24 protein-coding genes are annotated in these 24,863 nt (G+C 35.9%); 9 read left to right on the forward strand and 15 right to left on the reverse strand.

Annotated elements, in window-relative coordinates; translation table 11 throughout:
- Positions 1 to 68 precede the first annotated feature (68 nt).
- Complete coding sequence (locus GFU89_RS02640; RefSeq protein ID WP_002979276.1) at positions 69 to 935, reverse strand: RNA polymerase sigma factor RpoD/SigA; 867 nt, start codon at positions 933 to 935, stop codon at positions 69 to 71.
- 345 nt (positions 936 to 1,280) lie between these two features.
- Positions 1,281 to 2,072, reverse strand: a complete 792-nt coding sequence (locus GFU89_RS02645) for a S1/P1 nuclease (RefSeq protein ID WP_318845658.1) — start codon at positions 2,070 to 2,072, stop codon at positions 1,281 to 1,283.
- 462 nt (positions 2,073 to 2,534) lie between these two features.
- Here GFU89_RS02645 and GFU89_RS02650 point away from each other — a divergent pair, with 462 nt between their 5' ends.
- Genes GFU89_RS02650 through GFU89_RS02660 form a run of 3 tightly spaced genes read left to right on the forward strand, consistent with a single transcriptional unit; the run spans position 2,535 to position 5,599 of the window.
- A complete protein-coding gene (locus GFU89_RS02650; protein ID WP_318845659.1) occupies positions 2,535 to 3,476 on the forward strand; it encodes a type VI secretion system baseplate subunit TssG in 942 nt (313 codons plus the stop codon).
- Positions 3,477 to 3,530: 54 nt separating this feature from the next.
- On the forward strand, positions 3,531 to 4,433 hold the full coding sequence (locus GFU89_RS02655; protein ID WP_318845660.1) for a TssN family type VI secretion system protein: 903 nt from the start codon (positions 3,531 to 3,533) through the stop codon (positions 4,431 to 4,433).
- A gap of 26 nt (positions 4,434 to 4,459) precedes the next feature.
- The gene (locus GFU89_RS02660) at positions 4,460 to 5,599 is read left to right on the forward strand and encodes a hypothetical protein (RefSeq protein WP_047374599.1); all 1,140 of its coding nucleotides are present in this window, start codon (positions 4,460 to 4,462) and stop codon (positions 5,597 to 5,599) included.
- An 80-nt stretch (positions 5,600 to 5,679) separates the two neighbouring features.
- Here the strand turns inward: GFU89_RS02660 and blaIND are convergent, their stop codons facing one another.
- Both blaIND and GFU89_RS02670 read right to left on the reverse strand, forming a co-directional pair.
- Entirely contained in the window at positions 5,680 to 6,420 is a 741-nt protein-coding gene (gene blaIND, locus GFU89_RS02665) for an IND family subclass B1 metallo-beta-lactamase (RefSeq protein WP_318845661.1), read from the reverse strand.
- Between the two features lie 173 nt (positions 6,421 to 6,593).
- On the reverse strand, positions 6,594 to 7,067 hold the full coding sequence (locus GFU89_RS02670) for an Lrp/AsnC family transcriptional regulator (RefSeq protein ID WP_318845662.1): 474 nt from the start codon (positions 7,065 to 7,067) through the stop codon (positions 6,594 to 6,596).
- Between the two features lie 112 nt (positions 7,068 to 7,179).
- On the opposite strand from GFU89_RS02670, the gene GFU89_RS02675 reads away from it, so the two are divergent.
- Positions 7,180 to 8,103: a DMT family transporter gene (locus GFU89_RS02675; RefSeq protein WP_318845663.1), complete on the forward strand. Its 924-nt coding sequence runs from the start codon at positions 7,180 to 7,182 to the stop codon at positions 8,101 to 8,103.
- A gap of 48 nt (positions 8,104 to 8,151) precedes the next feature.
- On the opposite strand, the gene GFU89_RS02680 is transcribed toward GFU89_RS02675, so the two are convergent.
- Positions 8,152 to 8,805, reverse strand: a complete 654-nt coding sequence (locus GFU89_RS02680) for a metal-dependent transcriptional regulator (protein ID WP_318845664.1) — start codon at positions 8,803 to 8,805, stop codon at positions 8,152 to 8,154.
- Between the two features lie 85 nt (positions 8,806 to 8,890).
- Here GFU89_RS02680 and GFU89_RS02685 point away from each other — a divergent pair, with 85 nt between their 5' ends.
- Positions 8,891 to 9,925 carry a threonine aldolase family protein gene (locus GFU89_RS02685; protein WP_318845665.1) on the forward strand — a complete coding sequence of 345 codons (1,035 nt, stop codon included), beginning with the start codon at positions 8,891 to 8,893 and terminating at the stop codon, positions 9,923 to 9,925.
- 44 nt (positions 9,926 to 9,969) lie between these two features.
- On the opposite strand, the gene GFU89_RS02690 is transcribed toward GFU89_RS02685, so the two are convergent.
- Positions 9,970 to 10,473, reverse strand: coding sequence for a hypothetical protein (locus tag GFU89_RS02690; protein ID WP_318845666.1), 504 nt, complete (start codon positions 10,471 to 10,473; stop codon positions 9,970 to 9,972).
- A gap of 320 nt (positions 10,474 to 10,793) precedes the next feature.
- On the opposite strand from GFU89_RS02690, the gene GFU89_RS02695 reads away from it, so the two are divergent.
- Positions 10,794 to 11,129, forward strand: a complete 336-nt coding sequence (locus GFU89_RS02695) for an Arm DNA-binding domain-containing protein (RefSeq protein ID WP_318845667.1) — start codon at positions 10,794 to 10,796, stop codon at positions 11,127 to 11,129.
- Between the two features lie 178 nt (positions 11,130 to 11,307).
- On the opposite strand, the gene GFU89_RS02700 is transcribed toward GFU89_RS02695, so the two are convergent.
- Together GFU89_RS02700 and GFU89_RS02705 are read right to left on the reverse strand one after the other, a co-directional pair.
- Entirely contained in the window at positions 11,308 to 12,459 is a 1,152-nt protein-coding gene (locus tag GFU89_RS02700) for an acyltransferase (RefSeq protein WP_318845668.1), read from the reverse strand.
- Between the two features lie 134 nt (positions 12,460 to 12,593).
- Positions 12,594 to 13,493 (reverse strand): LytTR family DNA-binding domain-containing protein, encoded by a 900-nt coding sequence (locus GFU89_RS02705; RefSeq protein WP_318845669.1) that lies wholly within the window; start codon positions 13,491 to 13,493, stop codon positions 12,594 to 12,596.
- A 335-nt stretch (positions 13,494 to 13,828) separates the two neighbouring features.
- Here GFU89_RS02705 and GFU89_RS02710 point away from each other — a divergent pair, with 335 nt between their 5' ends.
- From GFU89_RS02710 to pelA, 3 genes are all read left to right on the forward strand, one after another.
- Positions 13,829 to 14,776: a terpene synthase family protein gene (locus GFU89_RS02710; protein WP_318845670.1), complete on the forward strand. Its 948-nt coding sequence runs from the start codon at positions 13,829 to 13,831 to the stop codon at positions 14,774 to 14,776.
- A gap of 214 nt (positions 14,777 to 14,990) precedes the next feature.
- Positions 14,991 to 16,076, forward strand: a complete 1,086-nt coding sequence (locus GFU89_RS02715) for a DUF4861 family protein (RefSeq protein ID WP_318845671.1) — start codon at positions 14,991 to 14,993, stop codon at positions 16,074 to 16,076.
- Between the two features lie 27 nt (positions 16,077 to 16,103).
- Complete coding sequence (pelA, locus tag GFU89_RS02720; RefSeq protein WP_318845672.1) at positions 16,104 to 17,123, forward strand: pectate lyase; 1,020 nt, start codon at positions 16,104 to 16,106, stop codon at positions 17,121 to 17,123.
- Between the two features lie 156 nt (positions 17,124 to 17,279).
- Here the strand turns inward: pelA and GFU89_RS02725 are convergent, their stop codons facing one another.
- The 7 genes from GFU89_RS02725 to GFU89_RS02755 all read right to left on the reverse strand — a co-directional run bounded on the left by GFU89_RS02725 (position 17,280) and on the right by GFU89_RS02755 (position 24,784).
- On the reverse strand, positions 17,280 to 18,386 hold the full coding sequence (locus tag GFU89_RS02725; protein WP_318845673.1) for a polysaccharide lyase family 1 protein: 1,107 nt from the start codon (positions 18,384 to 18,386) through the stop codon (positions 17,280 to 17,282).
- A 315-nt stretch (positions 18,387 to 18,701) separates the two neighbouring features.
- Positions 18,702 to 19,040: a cupin domain-containing protein gene (locus GFU89_RS02730; protein ID WP_318845674.1), complete on the reverse strand. Its 339-nt coding sequence runs from the start codon at positions 19,038 to 19,040 to the stop codon at positions 18,702 to 18,704.
- A 343-nt stretch (positions 19,041 to 19,383) separates the two neighbouring features.
- Positions 19,384 to 20,118, reverse strand: a complete 735-nt coding sequence (locus GFU89_RS02735) for a rhamnogalacturonan acetylesterase (RefSeq protein WP_318845675.1) — start codon at positions 20,116 to 20,118, stop codon at positions 19,384 to 19,386.
- A gap of 225 nt (positions 20,119 to 20,343) precedes the next feature.
- Positions 20,344 to 21,309 (reverse strand): pectinesterase family protein, encoded by a 966-nt coding sequence (locus GFU89_RS02740; RefSeq protein WP_318845676.1) that lies wholly within the window; start codon positions 21,307 to 21,309, stop codon positions 20,344 to 20,346.
- 31 nt (positions 21,310 to 21,340) lie between these two features.
- On the reverse strand, positions 21,341 to 22,246 hold the full coding sequence (locus GFU89_RS02745; protein ID WP_318845677.1) for an alpha/beta hydrolase: 906 nt from the start codon (positions 22,244 to 22,246) through the stop codon (positions 21,341 to 21,343).
- 23 nt (positions 22,247 to 22,269) lie between these two features.
- Positions 22,270 to 23,937, reverse strand: a complete 1,668-nt coding sequence (locus GFU89_RS02750; RefSeq protein ID WP_318845678.1) for a glycoside hydrolase family 28 protein — start codon at positions 23,935 to 23,937, stop codon at positions 22,270 to 22,272.
- Between the two features lies 1 nt (position 23,938).
- On the reverse strand, positions 23,939 to 24,784 hold the full coding sequence (locus tag GFU89_RS02755; RefSeq protein ID WP_318845679.1) for a rhamnogalacturonan acetylesterase: 846 nt from the start codon (positions 24,782 to 24,784) through the stop codon (positions 23,939 to 23,941).
- Positions 24,785 to 24,863: the final 79 nt, after the last annotated feature.

A 24,863-nucleotide genomic window follows, 5' to 3' on the forward strand; every position in this document is an offset into this window, starting at 1 on the left:
TTTATAGTCTAAATAAAAAAACGGAGCCTGAAACCAGACTCCGCCTATAAAATTTTTTGCGCTAAAAATTATTTACCTAGATAAGATTTTAGGATCTTGCTTCTGGTATTGTGTTTTAGTCTCTTAATTGCTTTTTCTTTGATCTGACGAACTCTCTCTCTTGTAAGATCGAAAGTCTCACCAATTTCTTCTAAAGTCATTGGGTGTTTTCCGTTCAGTCCGAAGTATAATCTTACCAAGTCAGCCTCTCTCGGCGTCAAAGTATTCAATGCTCTTTCAATCTCGATTTGTAGAGATTCAAGCATCAGATCTTTATCTGGACTTGGAGATTCTCCTGAACGCAATACATCATAAAGATTAGAATCTTCACCTTCTACTAAAGGTGCATCCATAGACAGGTGTCTTCCGGAGTTTTTCATAGATTCTTTGATATCTTCCTCGCTCATGTCAAGAACTTCAGCCAATTCTTCCGGAGAAGGTGGTCTTTCATTTTCTTGTTCAAGGTGAGCGTATGCTTTATTAATTTTATTGATGGAACCAATTTTGTTCAACGGAAGCCTTACAATTCTTGACTGCTCAGCCAATGCCTGTAAAATTGATTGACGGATCCACCATACTGCATAAGAGATAAATTTGAAACCTCTAGTTTCATCGTACCTTTTTGCCGCTTTCATCAATCCTAGGTTACCTTCATTGATCAAATCGGGTAAAGAAAGACCTTGATTTTGGTATTGCTTAGATACAGAAACTACGAAACGAAGGTTGGCTTTGATTAATTTCTCCAGTGCGGCTCTGTCGCCAGCACGTATTCTTTGTGCCAATTCTACTTCTTCGTCCGCAGTGATCAGTTCCACTTTACCAATTTCCTGCAAATACTTGTCTAATGAAGCAGTTTCCCTGTTGGTAACCTGCTTAGTGATTTTTAATTGTCTCATTTATTTTATCCTCAAAAAAAGAGTTACTATAATATATACGTATGAAAAGGTAAAAAGGTTACACCAGATTGAGTATTTTTTGTATAATATAGGAAGTAAAATTTATGAATTTCTTTGTGAAAGTGTTTTAATTAATTGGTAATAAGTTAGTTGTTTTTGTTTTTTTGCTTGAAATTTAAAATATACATTCATAATAAAAGAAGTGAAATTCATTTGGAAACTTATTAATTTCCCTAAGCCCTAAATTTTAAACAAAAAAAAACGAAACCGAAGTCCCGTTTTTATATTTGGAAATACTATTTTAAGCTGCCTTTGATTAATAAACCAACAACTCGAAACCTGTATTTAGAAAAGCTCGTTTAAAACTTTTGCCAGTCTCAATCCTCCGTATAGAAGCTGTCTTTCCAACGTATCATTGAATTTATACTGGTAGTCATAAGATAATTTTGAATCAATAGGAGTTTGCGCATAGATCTTGTTGGCAATTTTATGAGAATCGTACAACCAGTCTTCCAGTGTTCCGGACTGTATCTGTGCTACTTCTTCTTTAGATTTAATATCTAAAAGCTTAGAATATTCTGTGTAGCTGTATTTTTGAGAATCTACCAGTTTTCCGTCCCAAACTGAGTGTAAATTGGTTTTCTCACCAAAATAAGTAACGTTGATTTTGTTTCCTCCCAAATCTTCCGCTCTTCCTACGTGAAGAGGCTGTGAAAGATCTCCCATAATATGGATAAGGAAGATTAAAGCAATTTTTCTGTCTTTTTCAGAAGTGTTTTTGTCTTTGATCTGGCTAGACAGGGTATTTACCTGAGTGTAAAGACTTGGTCCTGCCTGCGCTTTTAAGTTTTGTTCAAAAGCTTTAAAGTCGGTCATCGGATCAATGTTTACATAATGCCATGATGAAGCCTGCTTCCATGCACCTGTAGTATCAGATTTAATGAAATCCGGCCAGTTTGCCCAGTAAGCAAGACGTTCTTTGCCCATCATCTTTTTAATTTCTCTTCTTGCCTTTCGGGAAAGATGGTTTTCTGCAATGTCTGCAATAACCCTGTGTCCCGTTAATCCCCACGCATAAGAATAAAGTGAAGAGGCCATGAATGCTAAAATCAGAATTTTAGAATAAATACTTTTCATTTTAAATAACAATTTTCAGTCTGCAAAGATACGGCCCGCTTTCGGAATGAGCATACATTTATCCTGAATTTATTCCATAAGATGGTGTTAATAAAATTTAATCTAAATAAAAGATGTAATTGTATTACGTTTGGCAGCTTATAGTTTGTCAGATGAAGATGAGAAATAACTGACAGCATAAATAGGAGAGTGTATAAAGAAGAGTATCTTTATATATAAGGAAGAACTAAAATAAAAAACTTAATCCCAATCTTAAACCTTTAATCAATTGATTCTGAATAGTTAATTTTAAATTATAAAAAACAAATAAACCTTCTATTTACCGTATTTTTACGGTATTTGCTTTAAATTATTCCTTTTAATGTCAATAAATTGTTATTTTTAGGATAAAATTATTAGTAAAATATTTTTTCAAACTTATGAGATATATTATCTTTACAAGTCATAATCAGAGGAAACACTATGTATGAGACTAATATTGTAGATATGCATTACAATAAGCTGCAGACAGACTTTAAGGCTGAATCTGTGGCTGTTAATCTATTGAAATACCACCGTGCGGTAAGTAATATATTCATTGAGCGTGTTGGTGTGAATGACCGTGCTTACCTGAAGGATATTAAGAGTATTTCAAGCAGCTATTTAGGGTTCGATGAAGAAGTATTTACTATAGAGACCTATAGAGAGGGTATTTATGACTATCTTCCGGAAGGCTTATTCCATCCGCCGTCTCTTGGAGCTTCCAGAAAGAATGTAGATACTGTGGTAAGGGAAATCCGGAAACAGAAAAGGGTAGAGGATGACGCCCGTAAATTTTTCCGTCCTTTTGAGTTGGAAGTTTTTTTTACGGAGATCAGTGCTTTACTTAAAGAATCTGAGTTTGATATTACAAGCAATACGGATTCTTTACTGGAGACGGTAAGTGAGCTTTGGCCTCTGATAAAGATGCTGGATAAGCAGAGTGCTTATATTTTTATGCATATTCTGCCGTTTTTCCACCAGATAAGAGGTGATAAAAAATGGTTTGAAAGATGTATGACCGCTTTTCTGCAGGTACCGGTAAACGTTACTTTTTCACCTAACATCATTGATGGGATTGAGAAAAATGATGATTCCATGTTATTGGGAAATTCAAGATTAGGGGTAACGTATATTCCAAGTGGCCGTCATATGGACGGGCAGCGAAACTGGGTGATCAATATAGGCCCTATTCCTTATGGAGATATGAAAAAATATATCCCTGGAAGTCCTTTCAGAAATGTACTGCAGTCACTGTATGATTATTTTCTTCCGGTAACCGTGGATGTGGAAGAGAATTTTGTGACAGAAAAGGAGGAATATTCATTCAGTCTGGAGGACGAGGAAAGAAATGCCAGCCGCCTTGGATACTCTACATTCCTCTAAATTATTTTATTATATTTACAACTACCAACAAAGTATAAATTCGAAAAGAAACAAATGGAAATTTCTTCAGTAAAAGGTATTTTTTTAAGGTATATCTTAATGCCTTTAATCGCAATTATTATGATGGTTATACTGGGTATAATCCGTAGAAATAAACCTGCGATAAAAATTAAAGTAATTATTATATACGTGCTTCTGTGCAGTTTATGCCTGGCCATTCCGGGATTTTTTGGATTTGCCGGAAACCTCTTTAATCCGTACTGGTATCTCATCGCACAGGTTGTTTACCTTATTTTTGGGATTATTCATGTGAATTTATTGCACAAATATTTCAAAAAACACATTGAATCTCTGGCAATGAGTATTCTGTTTGAGTCTATACTTTCATTGACGTGTATCGCGTTGGGAGGATATCTTTTTACTCTGATCTTTAACTGGATGAGTAAAGGAACAGGATATGCTGTAATGGCGGCAACAAGTATGCTGATCTTTGTGGTTCCGATGGTATTTTATTACTGTTATATCCAGTTTATCACGATTCCTTTTGATATTTATAAAACATGGAGATATTCACCGGAGCAGAAACTGCCTGATTTCGAAGGAGCAGATTTTGACAGATTAATGGTATTGAATGTTGAATTAAGTAAAAAATTAGAAGATACCAACCGTTTCAGAATCAAAGCGAAAACCCTTCCAACGGGAGTTACTTTCGGAGATTGGTTTTACAGAGTGGTAGATGATTACAACCATAAGAATCCTGGTTCTATTATTCATCTTTCAGACGAAGGAAATGAACCTTACTACTGGATCTTTTACACTAAAAAATCGTTTTTCAGTTTCAGAAAATATATAGATTTCGACCACGACATTACAACAAACAGCATTTCTGAAAATGAAGTGGTGATTTGTAAGAGAGTTATTCAGCATGAAGAGGAGGGAGTCGCAAGAAAATCATAATCACAAAAAATTAAAAAGTATTAAACATGATACAGCCTATTAAACATTTTGCAATCAACTGGGTGGATGGGATGAAGGTTTCCCAGAGGCACCTTAATGATCAGGATAATTTCTTAATTGATACCATCAGAGATTCCAATTCCCTTGGAATTACTACATATAACTACGGACTTCTGCCTATTTCGAACGAATTTACAGACCGTACCATTTTTGATGTTCACAACACAGCAACCAATGATGTACAGCTTGTTATCAAGCGTTGCAGCGCTGTTACGATGGCAGGTTACCGTATTGAGCTGACAGACAGAAGAATCAGCGTAAAGTCTCTGGCGAAATCCATGAACGAAGAGCAGGCAGACGGAGAATATTATATCTTAATCTCTGTAAATCCTTTTGATAAAGTTCCTTTTGGAGATATTGACCCTGAAGAAATTCCGCCACGCCATCCAAGTGCACAGCCGAATCATCATATTGAATTGCTTCCTGTAACTTCTTTGAACAGCAGCTACTCGGGAGGTAATTACCTTATCATTGGAAAAGTAGATTTAAAAGGGAATATTGCTCAGGTAGATTCCAACTTTATCCCGCCTTGTACTTCTGTACAGAGTCATCCGGCATTGGTGGAGTATTACAGCAGCTATGCAAAGTCTATCGGGAATCTTCAGCAGTATGCTTTTAAAATTATTCAGAAGACTTCTCATAAAAATCAAAATACAGCTTTGGCACAAAACGTTAAGTTCCTGTGCAGTACAATGGTAAATACCTTTGGAGATATGTATTTCCAGTTCAGAAATATTACTCCATGGCAGCCGCCTGTATTTTTGATTGAGTCTTTTGCAAGATTGGCCCTTCATTTATATAATTCAACCCAGCTTCTTGTTCCTGCGGAATTGGAAGAAATGCTGAATTATAGTTTGGAATGGAGTGAGATTGCTCCTCACACTTTACTGAACCAGCTTTCTATTGTAGCAGAGACCAATTACGATCATCATAACTGTGGTGAGCCGTTGCTTTATATTCAACAGATGTTGAGAAGCCTTGAAACGATTTTCTCTAAACTGAGCGAGCTTGATTACATTGGTCAGAGAAAAGAAAACATCATCGTTAATGAGCAGGAAGTTTCTACAAATACGAATCCTAAGAGAGGTTGGAGTGTATTAGACTAATACAACCTATTATTAAAATATAAATCCCGAATGAAAATTCGGGATTTTTTTATGGTATATACTGGTTGTAAAATGAATTATTACTCTGCCTTTTTGTTTTTATCTAAAAGGTCAAGGGTATGTTCTACATGTCCGTCACCTTTCCATTCGTCGTGACCAGGAATTACGAGAGTTGCCTGTGAATATTTGTTTTTCAGTTTTGTCATGGTTTGCGGCCATTGTGCAACATTAGCTTCTCCTGTATAGCCAAGATCAACTGCTGCTTTGCTTTTTACAAGACATCCTCCGTCTAATATTTTATATTTTGGAAACCATACCACTACATTATCGGCTGTATGACCTTCACCAAGAAAATCTACCACAAATTCTTCACCGCCAATACGGTAAGGTTTCCCTGTTTTGATGATTTCTGTAGAAGTAGCTTTTCCGTCTTTTTTCAATAGTTCATTGGTTTTTGCTGTTGCATAAGTTTTAATTCCTTTATTGTTATAAAAGCTTAAATCTCCGGCTCTGTCTTCATGTGAATGGGTGGCAAATACCGCAATAACAGGAAGATTATGGCGTTTTTGAATAGTGTCCAGCAAGCTTTGATATTGGGTTTTCTGCCATGGCACATCAAACAAGACAACGCCTTTTTTGGTAACCAGATACACTGCATTGGTAGAATATTCTTTACCTCCGAATACTCCGAAAGTTTTGTATATATAAAAGTTGGGTTTAATCTGAGGTTCAATTACAAAATCTCTTACCTTAGTGTCCTGAGCGTTTGCAAATGGGCTTAATAACATCGAAATAATAAAAAACGGAATGCTTTTTTTCATAATTTTTTTGGTAATAATTAAAATGTTGGTATTTGTCAGAAAGACAAAATCTGTAGAATGTTTTGCAAACCTAATTAAAAATTAATTTTCAGGTATTTTATAAAAGGGAGTTTAACCGTTTTTTAACGATTTTTGTTAAAATTGGCTTAGGGAGAGTACAATGTATTTTGTAGCTACAAAAAGGTGTTAATAGGGATTTCAAGCTCTGCCTTTACTGTGTTCATTGAGACTAATGTTCTGAAGTGTTTGATATTCTCATTGTTGTAAAATATTCTCCGTGTGAGCTGCTCATAGTCTTTCATAGAAGGAACTATAATTACCAGTACAAAATCTGATTCTCCGGTAACATAATAACACTGCTGGACTTCAGGAGCTGAAGTAAACAGTGTTTGAGCCTGATCTATCAAATCTATTTTATCCCTTTCCAGGAAGACTTCTACAATAAGGGTAACAGAGTGCTTTAACTTTTCCGTATCAATCACGGAAATATCTGCTTTAATTATTCCGGTTTCCCGCATTCTTTTGATTCGTCTTTGTACCGCAGCTGCTGAAAGGCCTATACGGTCTCCAATATCTCTTTGGGGAGTAAGATTATTCTTTTGTAATATTTCAAGAATTGCCAGGTCAAAGTGGTCCAGATCATTCATCTTTTTTAAATTAATAAGATTTATGAAACAAAATTGCAAATTATAACTCAAATTTCATGAAAAAACACACGTGTTTTAATGCAATTTTGCACTGTAAATAGTATTTAAAACGATGAATGTATTAAAGGGTTTTTGTTTGGCGGTGTTGGCAGCGTTATTTTGGGGTGTTTCTGGAACATTTGCACAATTTCTGTTTCAACAGCGGGGAATTAATATAGAATGGATGATTACCATACGGCTGCTCATTTCAGGAATCTGCCTTTTGCTGTATGCAAAATTGGGTGATAAAACAGACCTTTTTGAAATCTGGAAAAATAAAAAAGATTCAGTACAGCTTATTATTTTCAGTATAACAGGAATGCTTGCTGTTCAATATACTTACTTTGCAGCTATAAAGTATTCCAATGCTGCTACAGCTACTGTTCTTCAATATGCCGGACCGGTGATTATTGCACTGTATCTTGCTTTTAAAAATAGAAGGATTCCTATTTTGTTGGAAATAATAGCAATAATTTTAGCGGTTTTAGGAACTTTTTTACTGGTCACACATGGAAATATATCCAGTCTTTCAATATCCGGAACAGCCTTGTTCTTTGGCCTGGCTTCAGCTGTTGCCCTAGCTGTTTATACCTTACAGCCAGCACAACTTTTATTAAAATATAAATCTTCTCTGATTATCGGCTGGGGAATGCTTTGTGCCGGTATTGTATTCAGTTTTGTTAAAGCGCCCTGGGATATTCAGGGGACATGGGATCTGCAGACATTCGGATATACTGCATTTATTGTAATATTTGGAACATTGATCGCTTTTTATTTCTATTTATCTGCAGTTCAGATTATAGGAGGGCAGAAAACAAGTCTCCTTGCTTCTATGGAACCTCTCTCGGCGACAATTTTAGCGGTACTTTGGCTTAATGTTTCTTATTCTATGTTTGATTGGGTGGGAAGTATATTTATTATCTCAACGATCTTTCTGCTTAGTATTAAACCTAAGAAGCTTAGAGCAATAGAAGAAAAACAGATTGATATCAATTAATTTTAAAATAAAAGATGTGGCTTCATTCAGTTGAAACCACATCTTTTTTTATTTCTTAACCAATATTTTTTCAGTCGCTTTTTTGCTTAAAATTTCCGTCTTTCCATCAATTTCTATGGTCATTGATTTATCGAAACTTTCCACTTTAAGGATTTTTACTTTGGTGTTAAGGAGAAGCTTTCTATCGTTGAGATAGGTTAAAAAAGCGTCGTCAGATAAAGTAACCGAGGCAAAAGTAACATTTTCACCAGGTTCACAGTGGCTTAGTTTCTGCAGATCCTGGGAAATAATATTTCCGTCTTTGTCAGGAATAGGCTCTCCATGGGGATCAAATTTAGGGTAATCCAGAATTTCATCCATTTTATCAAAGAAGATTTGAGAATGTACATGTTCAAGCTGTTCTGCAATCTCATGAACATTTTCCCAGCCAAAATTCATTTTTTTAACCAGAAACATTTCGGTGAGTCTGTGTTTTCGGACTACCAGAGCTGCTTCGCGTCTTCCGTTTTCGGTAACGATTAACGGTTTGTAGGTTTCATAGATGACCCACTTTTTCTCTGCAAATTTTTTCATCATATTATTGACACTCGGCATTTTTACATTCAAAAATTTGCTGAGCTCATTAATTGTAACCTTTCCTTCATTGTCAACTAAGTGAAACAAAGCTTTCAGGTAATTCTCTTCTGTTAGGGTTGTTTTCAAAATGTTAGATGATTTTCACTACAAATCTAACAAAATAAAATGGAAAATTTACTCTTGTTATTTTAACTTTTTTTACTTTTACTCTATGAAATTTTCATTCAAAAACGACTATTCAGAGGGATGTCACCCGAATATTCTACAAGCGCTTACAAAAAGTAATTTTGAACAGCAGGCCGGATATGGAGAAGATGAGTATTCATTAAAAGCTAAAACATTAATTAAAGAAAAAATCAACAATCAGAATTCTGAAGTTTTTTTAGTTTCAGGAGGAACGCAGGCTAACTTAATTGTTATTTCAGCAATCTTAAAACCTTATCAATGCGTGATTTCTGCCGCTCCCGGTCATATTCTTAATAATGAAACCGGAGCTATTGAAGCTACAGGACATAAAGTACTGAGTATTGAAACCGCGGATGGGAAATTAAGACCGTCGGACATTATTCCGGTTTTAGAAGGACATAGCAATGTACCGCATCAGGTGATGCCTAAGCTGGTGTATATATCCAATTCTACAGAGCTGGGAACTATTTACCAGGCAAAAGAACTGGAAGAGCTTTCTGCATTTTGTAAAGAAAAGAAATTATACCTGTTTATGGATGGGGCGAGGCTGGGACATGGTCTTACCTCAGAAATCAGTGATCTTACTCTGGAAAAAGTAGCCCTTCTGACGGATGTTTTTTACCTTGGAGGAACCAAAAACGGTGCTTTGATAGGTGAGGCTATTGTTATTAATAATCCTGTTCTTCAGGAAGATTTTGCATTTAATATCAAACAGAAAGGAGCTTTATTGGCTAAAGGAAGACTGTTGGGAATACAGTTTATGGAACTGATGAAGGATAATCTGTATTTTGATCTGGCGAAACATGCCAATCAGCAGGCTATGAAAATTAAGAATGCATTGCAGAAAAAAGGGGTAGCATTTCTTGCAGATACTTATACCAATCAGATTTTTCCTATTGTAAGCAATGAACTTATAGGAGTACTGTCTGAAAGTTTTGATTTTTTTGTCTGGAAAAAAGTAGATGAGAATTTTTCAGCAATTCGCCTTATTACTTCCTGGAATACAGGTGATGAAGCAGTAAACCGATTTATTGAAATCATTGAAACAGAATTACCATAAAATAAAAAACAGCCTTGAACAAGGCTGTTTTTATTTATAATACATTATTTTTTTAACGCTTCGGTCACTACTTTACAGTCTGCAGTGTTTAGCTTCTGTCCGTCTTTATAACTGATTTTTTTCTCGTCAGCATATTTAGACTGTCCGTCTTCGTCTTTATGCTCTCCAATCCCTTCTGTCAAAGCATTGTCTTTCTGGATGAAGTAAATATCTCTTTTGCTTTTTTTACCTTCTGAAGCAAATTCGTAAGTCAGCTTCAGGGTGTCTCCGGACTTGAACCCGGTTACATCTCCTTTTGAACTGTCTTTTTCACTGTTCTTGTAAGATAATTTTCCGGTGATGGTTCCTAAATTGTCATCAATGGAAGCAAAAACACTGTCTTTTCCTGTTACCCCGATATAGCAGAACGATTTTGGTCCCAAAGTATCTATTACAGGTTCTTCAACAGCGATGGTATCTACCACTGCCTTGGGAGCCGGAGCTTCAGTTTTCTTATTACAGTTGATTAAAAAAGCTGATACAGCGCCCAATAAGATTAATTTTTTCATATCCTTAATTGTTAAAATCAAATTTTTATGCCGCTAAAATAACAATAGTATTTGTATATTAAAAGTATTGAACTCTAAAAAAAATGTAAAAACGGGTGAAGACCCGCATGAATAAAGGATTTTAGGAGAATGATAAAATTGGAATGATGCACCGAAAAGCTACTTAAAGAAGGTCCAACTGAAAAAGCAGGTTACCAAATCGTTACCAATGGTTTTTCAGGTATAGATATGTAAGTAACTACAATACAGTGTTTTGTGTCGTGTTTCATACTGCCTCTTAATTCAATTGAATTTAATTTTAAACATCAAAACATTGAGTTATGGAAACTACAAAAAGGTCAACTTTTAAGTTATTGTTTTACCTGAAAAAAAATGCACCTAAGAAAAATAGCACCGTATCCATTATGGCAAGATTAACCATTAATGGCAGTATCTCTCAATTTAGCACCAAGCTGGAAATTAATATTCAACAATGGGATTTAAAATATGGAAGGGTAAATGGTAAAAGTAGGGATGCAGTGGAAACCAACCAAAGACTGGATAAAATAAGAGTCCGTATAGAGCATTGTTATTCTAGGATTTTGGATAAGGATGGTACTGTATCTACTGAAAAACTAAAAGGCAATGTGTACCAAGATATATTTTTTTTAATATAAATCAAATCTTAAAGGTTGATTGGGTCAAAGATTCAGTTGAAAACAGTGTTTTTTATACACAGTAGCCTTGGTACACTTTAGTATATCGTTGCCTTATTTATTTAAAAAAATTCCCATATGATAAGGAACCTAGTACCTAAGATGCTTCAACAGTAAGATGATCTTGCGATCTCACTGTTTAAATGACCCTCTTTATACCAGGAATCATAAGAATAATTGAGGCCAATAAAAAGCTTGCCACTACAGCGGTAGGTGCAAGGATTAGAAATTTGACTGCTGGATCTACAGACCAGTTTTTAATGGAAAGTGATAGTACCACAATTACTAAAGGATGAAAAATATAAGTAGCAAAAGTACTCTTTGATAGCTTACTTAATAATGGTGAGGACTTATTCCACGAATGTTTAGCCAAGCTCAATAAAGAGATGAGAATGGAAAAACCGATCCATTGTTCCCAAACAGCATACAATAGCGATTGCCAATGAAAGCCACCGGAATACCAGGAAATAGGCATGTTGAGTTTAACCCTGATCAGAAAAAATACCGGAAAAAATAGTAAACTTAACCAGGCAGATATCCTGAGTTTTTTACCAGTTTTTATCGACAAGGAATCAAACCACTGATTTTTATATGCCAATAAACCGATAACAAATAAACTGATGTATTGTGGAAAGTGGCCTAACTGGAAGCCAAATGGTTTTAATACCCAGCCAACCGGAAATGCAACTCTAACCACAAATGTGATAATCCCTAATACAACAGCAAACAGCAAAATGGTTGTGGTTCCGGGTGTTGGCATAGGATTTTTGAATTTAATTGTAATAAGGCTTCTTGCGCCCACATACAGCAGAGTAAAAAGTAATAATGCTGCAACGAACCAAAGCACCCCAAAATCAATCCAGGTATGATATCCTGAAAGATAATTCAGATAAGTAACGTGATTCCCATCTGCAAAATTATAAACCATATAGCCCAATGCTGGTGACAGGATAAAAGAATAAAACAGCAGTGGTATTCCTAATCTCATCAGACGGTCTCCAGTAAATTTTAAACCACCTTTTCTATCGTAAGATGGTTTGGTAAAGTAGCCCGAAAGCAGGAAAAAGAAGCCCATAAAAAACGATTGATTTAGGCTTACAAAAATTGTTGCTGGAACAATTGCTGCCATGTTCGTTGTTTTTTCTGTATAATACCAACCGCCCGGCGCGCAATAGGCAATGATAGCATGGTGTAGGATCACCAAAATTGTTAAGACTATTTTAAGGTTGTCAATGTAAAAGAGTTTATTGGTTTTCGCTGGTACTTGGGCAGGTAATGTTTTTGCTGACATAATAGAGTATGTGTTGATTTCTTAAGCGTCTGGTTAGTCCAGTACTTACTGCAAATATATACCTGAAAAAGACATAGTTTGAGCCTTATGTTACCAGCAACAAACCTTTGTGACCAATAACTAGGTCTGGTGTTTTAGGGAGAAAGAAGCTCCTGGTAGCGTTTATTAAATGCAACCAGTTGAGATCTTGAAACGGGTACTTTATCAGTGGTAGGCCCAAAGGAAAGTTGGTAGCCCTGCGAGTTGCCGGTCATATTTTTTATATGGTTCATGTTTACCAGATAGGCTCTGTGACAACGGAATAAATTCTGAACTTCTAGCACCTGTGCTTCAAATTGTGTCAGGGAAATTCTTTTGAGTTCTATATTTAGTTGGTTATTATTGCAAGAAGTTATTTCAATATAATTTCCATCGGCCTTAACGAAAAGTAAATTTTTTACATCTAAACTGAAGTCATCTTGCTTGACTTGGGTTTTAATATAAACCAAAGTGCTGGTCGTATTTTCTTCAATTTTGGGGTTTAGGGGTGTAAATTGGAATATCAGGGAGGAATCTTTTTTTGATTCAAAATAGAATACTGCCAGCCGCATAAAAAAATACAAAATCACACCGCCAACAAAACAGTTTCTCACTTCTTCCCATAGATAGTTCCAGGTCCAATTATTTGAATTCAGATAAATGATATCGCGGATTAGGAAACTGCATACACCGGTTAATAGAAGAACAATGCTAATGTGAGTATATTCTTTTGCTAAAGACCAATTTTCGTTTTGGTGATTTTTGGCCTGCAAGTAGTTAAACCCAGTAAAGTAAAAGTATAAAATCAATGAAGGTATCAGGGCGTGAAAGCAGCATATCATAATATAGGACACTTTCTGCTGGAATATATTGACTTCAAAAGGTTTAACCAGGATTAGAAAACTAAAGATAACACCAAAAATAACGAGTACAGTTTTGAAAAGATTGTTCTTTCTGTAGCGATCCGGATAGTCAATTTCCTTAAATAGATGCTGCCGGTTGATGTAGATCTTCATTGTTAAGTCCATGGTTAGATTTCTCAAATTTATGGAATTTTCTGTCGGAATTTTCATTTATTATTCTAATACTTGGTATTCTTGAGATTACAACGAGTAAGCAGGTTGTTAAAGTCATCCGTTCCGATAATATTTTCAGTTGAGAGGATAACATCCTTAAATAGATATGAAGTACTTGTTGGAAATATTTAAATTTAGATAAATTTATTGTGTTTAGATCCAGTGCGACAGGAATGCATTAAGAATTAAACGATAAGACTTTAATAGTAAGCAACATCTTATCCAAGATTGATACAAATACATGTTAAAAAAATATCCATTAAAACTTAGATCAAATGAATATACCATTATTTGAATCAAACCTTCCAACTAGGGTGCATCCTGAATTAGATGTGTTGGTACAGCATATGAAAGCCTTTATTAAGACACCAGCTTTCAATGTAATGAATGAAAACACTGCGTTGTATGGTGACTATATTGCAGTGGGAGCCCAATATACAGCCTACATTTTTCCTTTTGGGGTTATAGAAAAACTTAAATCTATTTGTCGGTATTACAGCATGTGGGCTTTAATAGACGACCAATTCTTTGACAATTCCGTAGATCTGGATCACATTGTTAAGATCATTAAAGGGTTTAAAACAGCATTGGATGAGCACCCGGATGTTGATAAGTTATTTTATCCAATTGTGAATTTTTGTTCAGAAAATGACTGGACAAAGGATGCAAAAAATATTTTCAAAATTGAATCGGTTAAATATCTGGATAATGTTCTGATGCAGCGTACTATCGAAGTGCAAAAGTTGGAGCCTTCTCTTGAAGAATATCTTGATTGCAGGGCTTATGATGTTGCAATGCCCATAATGTTTTCTTTATTGTGGTATCTTCATGATGATCTGCCTGCGTCATCATATTATAGTGGTTCATTTGAAAAAGCTTTTAAAATATCAGGTTATACAATAGGCTTACTTCTCGATTTGTACTCGTATAAGGCTAAAAAGAAGGAAATTAAAGATTACGCCCATGCTGTAAAAATTATTCAAAGAATTGAAAATTGTGATGAGCAGATAGCGATCGATAGAATTGTCTCTTTATTCTACCAATACTCAACTGATCTGGAAGAGGAGTTCGACCGATTGGAAATACAGTATCCTGTTGAAGTTTTTTATTTCAGGTATATTCAATCAGGGTCAATCAGATATTGTAATGAAAATAGGAAGATCCGATATTTGAAAGAATCAGAGGCAGATGAAAATTTATCTAAAGGGCGGTCAATACTTTAATTACACACTGAAAAGTTGATATGAATTTCGAGAAGTTATTATAGAGTATGTGAAACTCTAAGTTTATGGTCTTCATATTGAAAATATTTTCTATTTTTGGTGAAAATGTAGACCTCTATCTATGAATAAAATAAGTTTTAAATTAATTTGCGCAATCGATTGCATTTTTTCATGTTTTTTACATGCTCAAAGATCTGTAAAGGTTGTTAATTCTTTGGATTTTTCCAGAAATGAAGTAGTGGCAATTCCCAGAACTATGCTGCGGTCATTTTTACATAAAAACAGTGAGGAAGAACTTAGGATAAAAGATGCAAAAGGAAAATGGCTTCCTATTCAATGGATAGATTATGATGCTGATGGGAAAAATGAAGAATTACTTTTTCTGGTAAATATTGACGCAGAAAAAACAAATATATACACTATTGTTGCGGATAGGAGCGTTCAAATCCCGGAAATCGGGATTTCTACCTATTCGAGATTAGTCCCGGAAAGGGTAGATGATTATGCCTGGGAAAATGATAAAATTGCTTTCAGAGTCTACGGTCCAAAAGGCCAGCAGGAAGCTTTAAAGGGAATTAAAAGCAGTACGCTTTCAAGTGGTGTTGACATCTGGCTGAAAAGAACAGACCGGCCTGTTATCAATACATGGTACAAAGGTTATCTTACAGATCCTATGTATTATCATAAAGATACAAGAGGTGAAGGCTATGATCCTTACCATGTGGGAAACAGCAGAGGAACTGGCGGGATTGGAATCTGGAAAAATGAAAAACTTCAGGTTTCCCAAAACTTTGTTGCCTCCAGAACAATTGCTGAAGGTCCTTTAAGAACAGTTTTTGAATTGACTTATCAGCCATGGAGTGAATTTGGGGTAAAAGAAACCAAAAGAGTTTCACTGGATCTGGCTTCCAACTTTTCAAAGTTTGAATCTGTTTTTGAATCAGAAAAACCTGTTCCGAACTATACTATTGGAATTACGCTGCATAAAAATGAAGGAAAAACCCAACTGAATAACCAAAACGGATATTATCTTCACTGGGAGAAAATAGACGATGCTTTTGTGGGAGAAGGAATTGTTGTGAATCCGCAAATCGTTGAAAAATCAATCGCTTTTACCTCAGATGTTCCTGATGAAAGTCATCTATATGTTATTACAAAGCCTTATAAAACCTTAACATATTATGCAGGGTTTGCCTGGCAGAAAAGCGGACAGGTGCAAACACAAAAAGACTGGGAGAATATGCTTCAGAAGCAGGCTCAGATCATTGCAAAACCATTGGTGGTGAAAGTAGGAGAGTAATGAAGGGATAATTTTAAATAATAAAAAATGAATCTAAAAATCTACACATTTACATTGGGGTTACTGGCGGTAAATTATTCTGCTCAGTTGAAAGATACACTGGCAGAGAAAATGCTGGTCTATCAGCTTCGTAACGGCGGCTGGGGAAAACAGCTGGAAGATAAGTCAGTGGTAAACTATAATCTGCCTGTTGATAAAAATCTTTTGAGAAAGATAAAGTCTACGGGGGATGATCATGCAACTATTGATAATAATGCAACTTCCAGAGAAATCAATGGATTGATTAAAGCATATTCAACTACAAAAAATTCTGAATATTTAAAAGCAGCAGAAAAAGGAATCAGTTATCTTCTTCTTATGCAGTATGATAACGGAGGTTTTCCACAATATTATCCCAATACAGGACTCTACAGAAAGCAGGTGACTTATAATGATAATGCGATGATCAATGCCCTGACAGTTCTGTATAACGCAGCGGAAGGAAAGAATGGTTTTGATGTGGTTTCTTCTTCCCTAAAAGAAAAATCAAAAATTGCAGTTCAGAAGGGCATCGGATGTATTTTAAAAACTCAGGTTCTTCAAAAGGGAAATTCTTCTATTTGGGCTGATCAGTATAATGAAATTACTTTGCAGCCGGATAAAGCAAGAGCTTTTGAGCCTGTTTCATTAGCTACGGGAGAATCGGTAGGAATTATTAGGTTTTTGATGCAGCAGCCAGTGACTCCTGAAATAGAAAAGTCTATAAAAGCAGCAGTAGAGTGGTTTAAGCAGAATAAAATTGAAGGGTACAGTTATAATGTAGCAAAACAGAACGGGAAAGCGGTGAGAATACTGGCAGAAGATAAAAATTCTGTGATCTGGGCGAGATTCTATGATATTCATACCAACAAACCTCTGTTTGGAGACCGGGATGGCAGTGTAAAGTATAATTATAATGAAGTTTCGGAAGAAAGGAGAAATGGATATAGCTGGTTTGGAGACTTTGCCGAAAAACTGCTTGCTAAGGAATATCCGAAATGGCTTGAAAAAAATAAAATAATAGAATAGCAACAGATATTAATAAGAGCGGGCTTTAGTCCGCTTTTTATATCAAAACCTTAGGCTTTATCTAGTCTTTATAGAATACTGAAAGGCCGGAATACAAAAGAGAGCACCTCATTCCTGAGGCACCCTCCTTGTATTACTACTACTGTTATTTATGATTTAAAATGCGTCACAAACATTTCCTCCTAAAGTAGCACCTGCATTAGCTGTAACATCTGCTTTCACATCCGCAACATTTAGTTTTCCTATGTTGTATGGCGGTGTGAATGCTGTTCCGCTTCCGTTAATATTCCCTGTAACATTAATGAAACTACTTCCCGTTTGCGTTACTGCTGTAAAACCGCTCATTAAATTAATAGGCTCTTTTACGTTTTCAAAGACATTTCTTTCTACGAGAATATTGGCCTGTACTCCTGCTGCAATACATTTATTACTTACAGAACTGTTGAAATAACTGTTCAGGATATGGATTTTGCCAAATCTTACTCTAGGCATACGCTCTCTGCATCCCGGAGCCCACCAGCAACGGACAAAGGTTACATTCAGCTTCCCGGCGTCAGCAGTAGCACCATCACTGGATCCGATGAGGTTAGAGAATCTGTGGTCATCCGTTCCGCCTGAACCACCAGGTTTTGGAGCTTTCAGATAATGGAATTTGGTGTAGGAAACTGTAATAAAGTCTGATTTGTTTTTGATATCAAAATTTCCATCCACACCATCTCTGAATTCGCAGTGGTCTATCCATACATTTCGGCAGTCATCAAGAATGGCATTATCCCAGCCGTCAGTATCGTAAGCTCCCGGACCTTCAAAAATAAGGTTTCTGATAATGATGTTGTTACATCTTTTAACATTGATAATTCCTGAGCCGTCTTTCGTCTGGTTTGTAGATACCAATTTAGCTCCGGTTGTTCCGTAAATTGTTTTTCCGGTCTGATCCTGAAGAGATAAACGCGTAGTGATGGTAATGGTTCCGGTTACTTTAATCACTTTTACAGCCGTATTTTCAATAGCAGCCTTTAATTGGGCATACGTGGAAACAGTAGTCTCTGCAGCCGTTCCTCCTCCGGTAGTGCCTCCGTTTTCAGAAGCCCATCCGGGAGCCACACAATTGGCCAGAGGAACAATCTTTTGTGTAAGACTGTTTTTAATATTGATTTCGCTTTCTGCCAGGTCATTATTGATTTCTTCGTGACCACATCCGGTAAGGGCAAAAGCTGAACTTAGAGCTGCTGTAAAGAAGACAGCTTTGAACTTTGTTTTCATAGTTTATATTTTGTGATTTGTTCTGAAGTAAAATTATGAAGTTAATATTTAATTATTTTATATTTTACTATATTAATATTTATATAATTATAATGTTAAATATTTTATTTGGTTAATCGGTTGCATTTTATTATTTATTTAAATTCACAAATTGAAATTGATTAAATGCTAAAATAAAGCAGTAATAATTGGAGTATAGAGCTCAAATCTAATGAAGAATAGATCTGCTTTTTTCTGTTGAATATTCGGAAAGGCGCAAAGGTTTAAAAGTACCTGCATATTAAATTTCATTATTATCTTCCTTTTTCCGGCTTCCTAAATAAGAAAATTCTCTCTAAAAGGTGTAAAAGCATCAATCAGTTTTCCTTCCTCAAGGCATTTTACCCCATGGAAAACATTGGGCTGTGCAAAAAAGCCATCACCTTCCTGCAGAATTTTTGTTGCATTGTCTACAGTAACCTCAAACTTCCCGGATGCCACATATGTAATCTGAGAATGAAAATGCTGGTGTAATTCTCCGGTTGCTCCTTTCGTAAATTTGACAATCACCATCATTACCTGAGCATTATAGCCCACAAACTGTCTTGAAACACCGTTTCCCAGATCTTCCCAATCAGAGTTTCCATTAAAGAAAGGTTCTTTTTTTAAATCCATTTTTATCTTTTTTGAATTGAAATTTTGTAAAATCTGCAGAGAACTGTTTGCGTTCCTTCTGTCATTCTCTAGAAATCTAAATTTTTTATTTATTACCCAATAAAAAAATCTTTGCTGTACGAATTCCTTCAGAATGATAAACTTTATGGATAGTCTAAACGAGTAGTTTGTATCACTGTATTAATTCCGGAACAAATTAATATTTATAAACACTTACATACCTATGCATCTTATCATTCCGAAGAAATTTAAACTCTTGTTTTTATCATCATGTATTACCTGATAAAAAAATATTGCTGTCTGATTAGTGCATAATGACAAACCGCGCAGATCGTAAAACTTTTTATTTAATATATTTCTCTAATCCGGTGTTTAAACTTTTCAATGAAGCCGCTGCCAGTTTTGCAACGGATTCAGCTCCCAGCTTTGACAAATGAGTATCATCATCTTTTCCTTCCGGATAATAATTTTCATCCCCTTTTTTATAATGCAGATGCAGCTTTTTTGAATTTTCCGGACCATAAGAAATTTCCAGTTGCTCTGACAATAATTGTAAATCCACAAAAGGAACTTTAAGATCATTGGCAACCATTCTTACTACCAAAGGATATTCTTTATGTGTATCCATCAAAACACCATTCTCATTAAAGTTTCTTCTGACAATAGACGTCATCAGAATTGGAATAGCACCTTTAGATCTCGCTTCGTTCACATATCTTTCAAGGTTGGCTCTGTATTGAGTATATGGATTGGTAAACCGTGTCGAGTCATTGATTTTCTGATCGTTGTGCCCAAACTGGATAACGACAAAATCTCCCTTCTTAAGCTGATTTATTACTTTATTCCATCTTCCTTCCGTTCTGAAGCTTTTTGAACTTCTCCCGTTAGTTGCGTGATTCTGAACGGATATTCCGGAGGTCAACAGAGAGGGAAACATCTGTCCCCAGCCATGTTCCGGGTTTTTATCAGGATTTTCTTTATTGGCCATCGTTGAATCACCAATCAGAAACAGGGTTGGTTGTTGTGCCCATGTCATGATTGAGAGGAAGAAAAGAAGTAGGGTAAGCTTTTTATACATAGTTGTTTTTTATAAATTTTTTTATCTTGTTACAATTGATTCTACATCATCAGACAAGTAAGCTGGAAAAACGCAAAGGAGCTAATGAAGTTAAAAGACAGTGTTTTAGGGGGCAATGATTTTATTTTCGATAAAATTTTCAATCATAAAAACTGTTGAAAATTTCTGATTTTCTTGGATTGTAAACAGTATATTTTTTTTAATCTTTGCCCCCTTTGCGTCTGTTCAATAATTAGGGTTCCAGCCATCAAATATTTTTTCCAGGGTGTAATTTTTCAGATCTTTTTTGGTGAGTTGATGAGACCAGTTGATGCGTTTTGAGGTGTCTCCGCCTTCCCCTTTACTTCCGGATTCTGCATAATAGGCAGTTTTTTCTTTATCAGGGAACATTTTATCGCCTTTCCATGGGTTCCAGCCCTCGGGAAGAATATGTTTTCCCATTTCCGTATTGATAAAAATTGTTTTGGCGTAAGGTCTCCAAGGTCTTCCCAGGTACACTTTGGAAATGCCATCTTTTGCAATCAGTTGACAGTCAAAAAATATAAAACCATATTTCCTGTCAATTTCGGTGGCGGCTGCAGTGATATAAGAATCAGCGAGACTTTTAATCGTACAGTTTTTAAATACGGCAGTAGCCTGTCCGAAAATAAAATCTGTAGTTCCTTCTATATAACAGTTTTCAAAATATTGCCTGCTGTGATTGGTCGCAGAATATAAAGTATCCTGACATCCCAAAATAGCAGCGTTTACCATGATAAAACGATCACCTTCTACATGAAGCGCAACAGCCTGCCCTTCGTTGCATGAGCTGTTTTGAATGGTGAGATTAGTAATTTTAACATCATCCGACATTACCAATACCGTATATGAATTGAACGTCGTCATCTTTTCATTGAACGCATCTGGCTTTCCGGAGAAGTCGTTATGGGTAATGATCGTATTTTCTTTGTTTTCACCTTCCAGAGTGATTTTATGTTTCGAAGAGGGAATCTCTATCTTTTCATGATAGGTCCCCGGTTTTATTTTGATTAATGCCTCAGCAGGTCCCAGATCTCTTATAGAATTGATGGCTTTTTGAATGGAGGTAAAGTCTCCGCTTCCTTTCTGATCAACTATAATCGTAATGTATGGTTCGCATGCCCATAGCAGTTGAGCTGCTGTTATGAATAGAATTAAAAGTGATTTTTTCATACCATTTATTTGATCCGTTTGAGATTAAAAGCTATTTTAAAACCTTATTTAAAAAATCTACAGTATACTTCACAGTTTCTGTAAACCACGGTTCTGCCGACCAGAATGAATGCGGAGAATCTTTGATTTCATAAAATTCAGTAGGGATGTCATAAGACTGCAGTTTCTTCATCATATCATCTCTTCCTGCATGGAATCTGGGCTGCGAACTGTTGATGAAAAGAGTAGGCGGTGTATGTTGATTTACATATTCCAACGGTGAGGCTTCCGTCCAGTTTTTGAGATTGATATCCCTGTCACCACCCAGCCAGTAAGAGGCATACGTACTTTCTTCAGCTTCAGGATGGATAAACGAAACAATTCCGTCAATATTGATGATCGCCTTTATTTTGTTTTTGGCTTTTACGCCTACCAGGGTTGCCATCTGTGCACCGGCAGACTCACCTAAAACTGCCATTTTATTTTGATCTAAAGCATATCGTCTGTGATTTTTTCTGCCCCATTGAATAGCCGTTTCAATATCTTCAATACCTGCAGGATATTTGGCAATATCAGCAAGGCGATAACCAACAGCAATGACCACAAAACCTTTTGATGCCAGCTCCATTGCCATGTATTTTTCATTTTCCTTACTTCCGGAAATCCAGCCTCCACCATGTACCATAGCAATTCCTGCATGTTTTTTTGACGAATCAGCAGGGTAGTAAACATCTGCTTTTAAAGAAATTCCATGAGCAGTGCCATATTCAATATCTTTATCAATTCTGATATTTTGGGGTATCGGACGGTCAATAGGAGTAATAAAGCTGTGTTTCTTTTTAAGCTTTTCAAAAGTACCTTCATTGGTGTAAGGAGAAGCATTCGGTCTCATCTGCCCGAATGCCATCATCCCTACGAATAAAATAGAAATATAAGTATGTCTTTTGTTAAAAATCATGAGCCGGATTCTTACAAATTATATTATTTTACTGCATTCTTAGGTACTTCTGTTCCTATAGAAAGCAAATTTTTGTCGGATCGTATTTCTTTTGGCAAAACAACAGCTCCCGTTTTGTTTCCTAAAATTTTGATATAAGGTTTGATTGGGGATTCAAATTTTACATCAGCAAGGTTGATATTTTTACTGTTGTAAACTGTTGCTCCCGTACCTTCAGAGTATTTCAACGTTACATTTTTTAATTGAATTCCGTCTGCATCAACAATAGTCAGTGCTTTTTTTGTATCAAATTTTGAATCTTCAATCACAATATTTTTAAGGTTCATTTCTGCCAGACCAAATAGAGTGATGGCTTCATAAGAATTAACGGCATTGATGTTTTTAAAGAAGATATTTCTGAAAACCGGAGTTTCATCTGTTACAGGATACACTTTTTCGGGGGTCTTGTTTCCTTCCTGTTTCTGTCCGTCTTCTAAAACCGGGGAAGAACCTTCATAAAACATATTGAAACCAATTGTTTGGGTAGGAATATTAATCATATCAATATTTTTAATATAAATATTTTCTACAATTCCGCCTCTTCCACGCGTTGTTTTAAAACGAAGCCCGATGTCTGTTCCGATGAAAGTACAATCAGATACATGAATGTTTCTTGCTCCGCCGGACATTTCACTTCCCACGACAAATCCTCCATGGCCATGATACACTACATTGTTTTTGATGATTACATTTTCTGTAGGCATTCCTCTTTTTCTGCCATCCTCATTTTTTCCGGATTTGATACAGATAGCATCATCACCTACATCAAATGTATTGTCATAGATCAGAACATTTTTGCATGATTCCAGATCTACACCATCGCCATTTTGTGAAAACCATGGATTTCTTACGGTAAGATTTCTTAGGATAAGGTTGGAGCACATCAGTGGATGAAGGTTCCACGCCGGGGAATTCTGGAAAGTAGGACCATCTAACAATACTTTGTCGCAACCCACCAGACTTACCATCACCGGACGCAGAAAATCTTTTACGGTAGTCAGTTCGTCTTTGGATATTTTATCAGGAACATTAAAGCTTGAGCTGCTCTCAAATCCTTTTTTATAGCTTTCCGAAGGGTACCATGTTTTGCCGTCGGATGATAGAATTCCACCCGATTTTATGATTTCTTTCCATTCAGATTCTGCAACTTTACTTTTTTTGATAGCCCTCCAGGCGTCACCGCTTCCATCAATGACTCCTTTTCCTGTAATGGCAATATTCGTAGCATTTTTTGCGGAGATAGGAGACTGGCAACGGATGGTATTTAATCCTTCAAAACTTACATCTACCAAAGGATAATCATTTTTATCTTTACTGAAAATAATAAATGCGCCTTCTTCTACATGAAGATTGATATTGCTTTTCAATTCAATAGGACCTGTTAACCACATTCCTCGTGGTACTACCAGCTTTCCTCCTCCTTTTTTACTAAGGTCTTCAATGGCTTTTTTGAAAGCTGCTGTATTTTTTACATTTCCACCTGAGATTCCGCCAAATTGAGTGATGGAAACTGTTTGGGCAGGAAAAGTGGTTTCTGCAACCTGAGGCATTGTAAACTCAATGTTTTTGTAAATACCCAGATTCTGAGCAAAAACGTGCCCCGAAAACATTATTGCTGTGGCTAAACCGATCATTGTAAGTGACTTCTTCATGTTATTTTTTTTGAGTTTTAATTATTTTTTTTAATTCCTGATACACCAAAGAGGCGACTGTTTTTGCTCCCTCAGGCTGAAAATGAGTATTGTCTTTCTGTCCTTTTGGGTAGGCTTCATACAAGTTCTCAGGAAGGTTCATAAAATAATGAATGGTTGTAAAATCCTGTCCTTTTTTCGTAAAGTATTCCATCGATAATTTATTAAGATCGATATAGGGAACATTCATTTCCTTTGCAATATCAATCGGGGCCTGCCAGTAATCTCCATGTACATTTTCCAGTTTTCCGTCTTTCCATGGATAATTTCTGGCAACTGGAGTTACAATAATGGGATTTCCTCCTTTCTGTCTCGTCTGAGAAACGAATAAACGTAAAAATTCTTTATATCCCTGAATATTCACATAGCGTTCAGGATGCTTTTCTGAGCTGTCATTATGCCCGAACTGCATGATCACATAATCACCAGCCTGAAGGTGCTCATAGACATACCGCCATCTTCCTTCCTGGAAAAAAGTTCGTGTGCTTCTTCCACCATCAGCCCTGTCAATAACCGCTACAGAATCTGTTGTGATCCCAGGTTTCAGAGATTGTATACTGTCTTTTACAAAAAATGACTGAAAAACCTGTCCCCAGCCTGTGATGGGATACCGGACTTTCATATAGTCTTTTCCGGGATCATAATCTCCGGTATAATCAGCCATTGTGGAATCTCCGATGAGGTAAATATGGGTTATTTTTCTATCCGTTTTTATTGCTGTTTTTTGTGCTTTATCCTGTGACTGGCATGCTGACAGAAATAAGATACTTAATAAAAACAAAATGGGTTTATATATTCTTTTATTCATGACTTTTTTTGTTGGGTAATCGTAAAGGCGCGAGGTTTTTATTCTCTGATTTAAAGCAAAGAAATATCTTAAAACAGTG

Source organism: Chryseobacterium sp. JV558, assembly GCF_033712365.1.
In the GTDB taxonomy this organism is placed as follows: domain Bacteria; phylum Bacteroidota; class Bacteroidia; order Flavobacteriales; family Weeksellaceae; genus Chryseobacterium.

What these genes read in the sequence shown, in the direction of transcription:
- GFU89_RS02695 (WP_318845667.1), top strand. Translation starts at nt 10,794, where the DNA reads ATGGAAACTACAAAAAGGTCAACTTTTAAGTTATTGTTTTACCTGAAA.
- pelA (WP_318845672.1), top strand. Translation starts at nt 16,104, where the DNA reads ATGAATCTAAAAATCTACACATTTACATTGGGGTTACTGGCGGTAAAT.
- GFU89_RS02725 (WP_318845673.1), bottom strand. Translation starts at nt 18,386, where the DNA reads ATGAAAACAAAGTTCAAAGCTGTCTTCTTTACAGCAGCTCTAAGTTCA.
- GFU89_RS02710 (WP_318845670.1), top strand. Translation starts at nt 13,829, where the DNA reads ATGAATATACCATTATTTGAATCAAACCTTCCAACTAGGGTGCATCCT.
- GFU89_RS02645 (WP_318845658.1), bottom strand. Translation starts at nt 2,072, where the DNA reads ATGAAAAGTATTTATTCTAAAATTCTGATTTTAGCATTCATGGCCTCT.
- GFU89_RS02675 (WP_318845663.1), top strand. Translation starts at nt 7,180, where the DNA reads ATGAATGTATTAAAGGGTTTTTGTTTGGCGGTGTTGGCAGCGTTATTT.
- GFU89_RS02650 (WP_318845659.1), top strand. Translation starts at nt 2,535, where the DNA reads ATGTATGAGACTAATATTGTAGATATGCATTACAATAAGCTGCAGACA.
- GFU89_RS02685 (WP_318845665.1), top strand. Translation starts at nt 8,891, where the DNA reads ATGAAATTTTCATTCAAAAACGACTATTCAGAGGGATGTCACCCGAAT.
- GFU89_RS02700 (WP_318845668.1), bottom strand. Translation starts at nt 12,459, where the DNA reads ATGTCAGCAAAAACATTACCTGCCCAAGTACCAGCGAAAACCAATAAA.
- GFU89_RS02755 (WP_318845679.1), bottom strand. Translation starts at nt 24,784, where the DNA reads ATGAATAAAAGAATATATAAACCCATTTTGTTTTTATTAAGTATCTTA.
- GFU89_RS02640 (WP_002979276.1), bottom strand. Translation starts at nt 935, where the DNA reads ATGAGACAATTAAAAATCACTAAGCAGGTTACCAACAGGGAAACTGCT.
- GFU89_RS02740 (WP_318845676.1), bottom strand. Translation starts at nt 21,309, where the DNA reads ATGAAAAAATCACTTTTAATTCTATTCATAACAGCAGCTCAACTGCTA.
- GFU89_RS02750 (WP_318845678.1), bottom strand. Translation starts at nt 23,937, where the DNA reads ATGAAGAAGTCACTTACAATGATCGGTTTAGCCACAGCAATAATGTTT.
- GFU89_RS02660 (WP_047374599.1), top strand. Translation starts at nt 4,460, where the DNA reads ATGATACAGCCTATTAAACATTTTGCAATCAACTGGGTGGATGGGATG.
- GFU89_RS02690 (WP_318845666.1), bottom strand. Translation starts at nt 10,473, where the DNA reads ATGAAAAAATTAATCTTATTGGGCGCTGTATCAGCTTTTTTAATCAAC.
- GFU89_RS02745 (WP_318845677.1), bottom strand. Translation starts at nt 22,246, where the DNA reads ATGATTTTTAACAAAAGACATACTTATATTTCTATTTTATTCGTAGGG.
- GFU89_RS02705 (WP_318845669.1), bottom strand. Translation starts at nt 13,493, where the DNA reads ATGAAGATCTACATCAACCGGCAGCATCTATTTAAGGAAATTGACTAT.
- blaIND (WP_318845661.1), bottom strand. Translation starts at nt 6,420, where the DNA reads ATGAAAAAAAGCATTCCGTTTTTTATTATTTCGATGTTATTAAGCCCA.
- GFU89_RS02735 (WP_318845675.1), bottom strand. Translation starts at nt 20,118, where the DNA reads ATGTATAAAAAGCTTACCCTACTTCTTTTCTTCCTCTCAATCATGACA.
- GFU89_RS02655 (WP_318845660.1), top strand. Translation starts at nt 3,531, where the DNA reads ATGGAAATTTCTTCAGTAAAAGGTATTTTTTTAAGGTATATCTTAATG.
- GFU89_RS02670 (WP_318845662.1), bottom strand. Translation starts at nt 7,067, where the DNA reads ATGAATGATCTGGACCACTTTGACCTGGCAATTCTTGAAATATTACAA.
- GFU89_RS02730 (WP_318845674.1), bottom strand. Translation starts at nt 19,040, where the DNA reads ATGGATTTAAAAAAAGAACCTTTCTTTAATGGAAACTCTGATTGGGAA.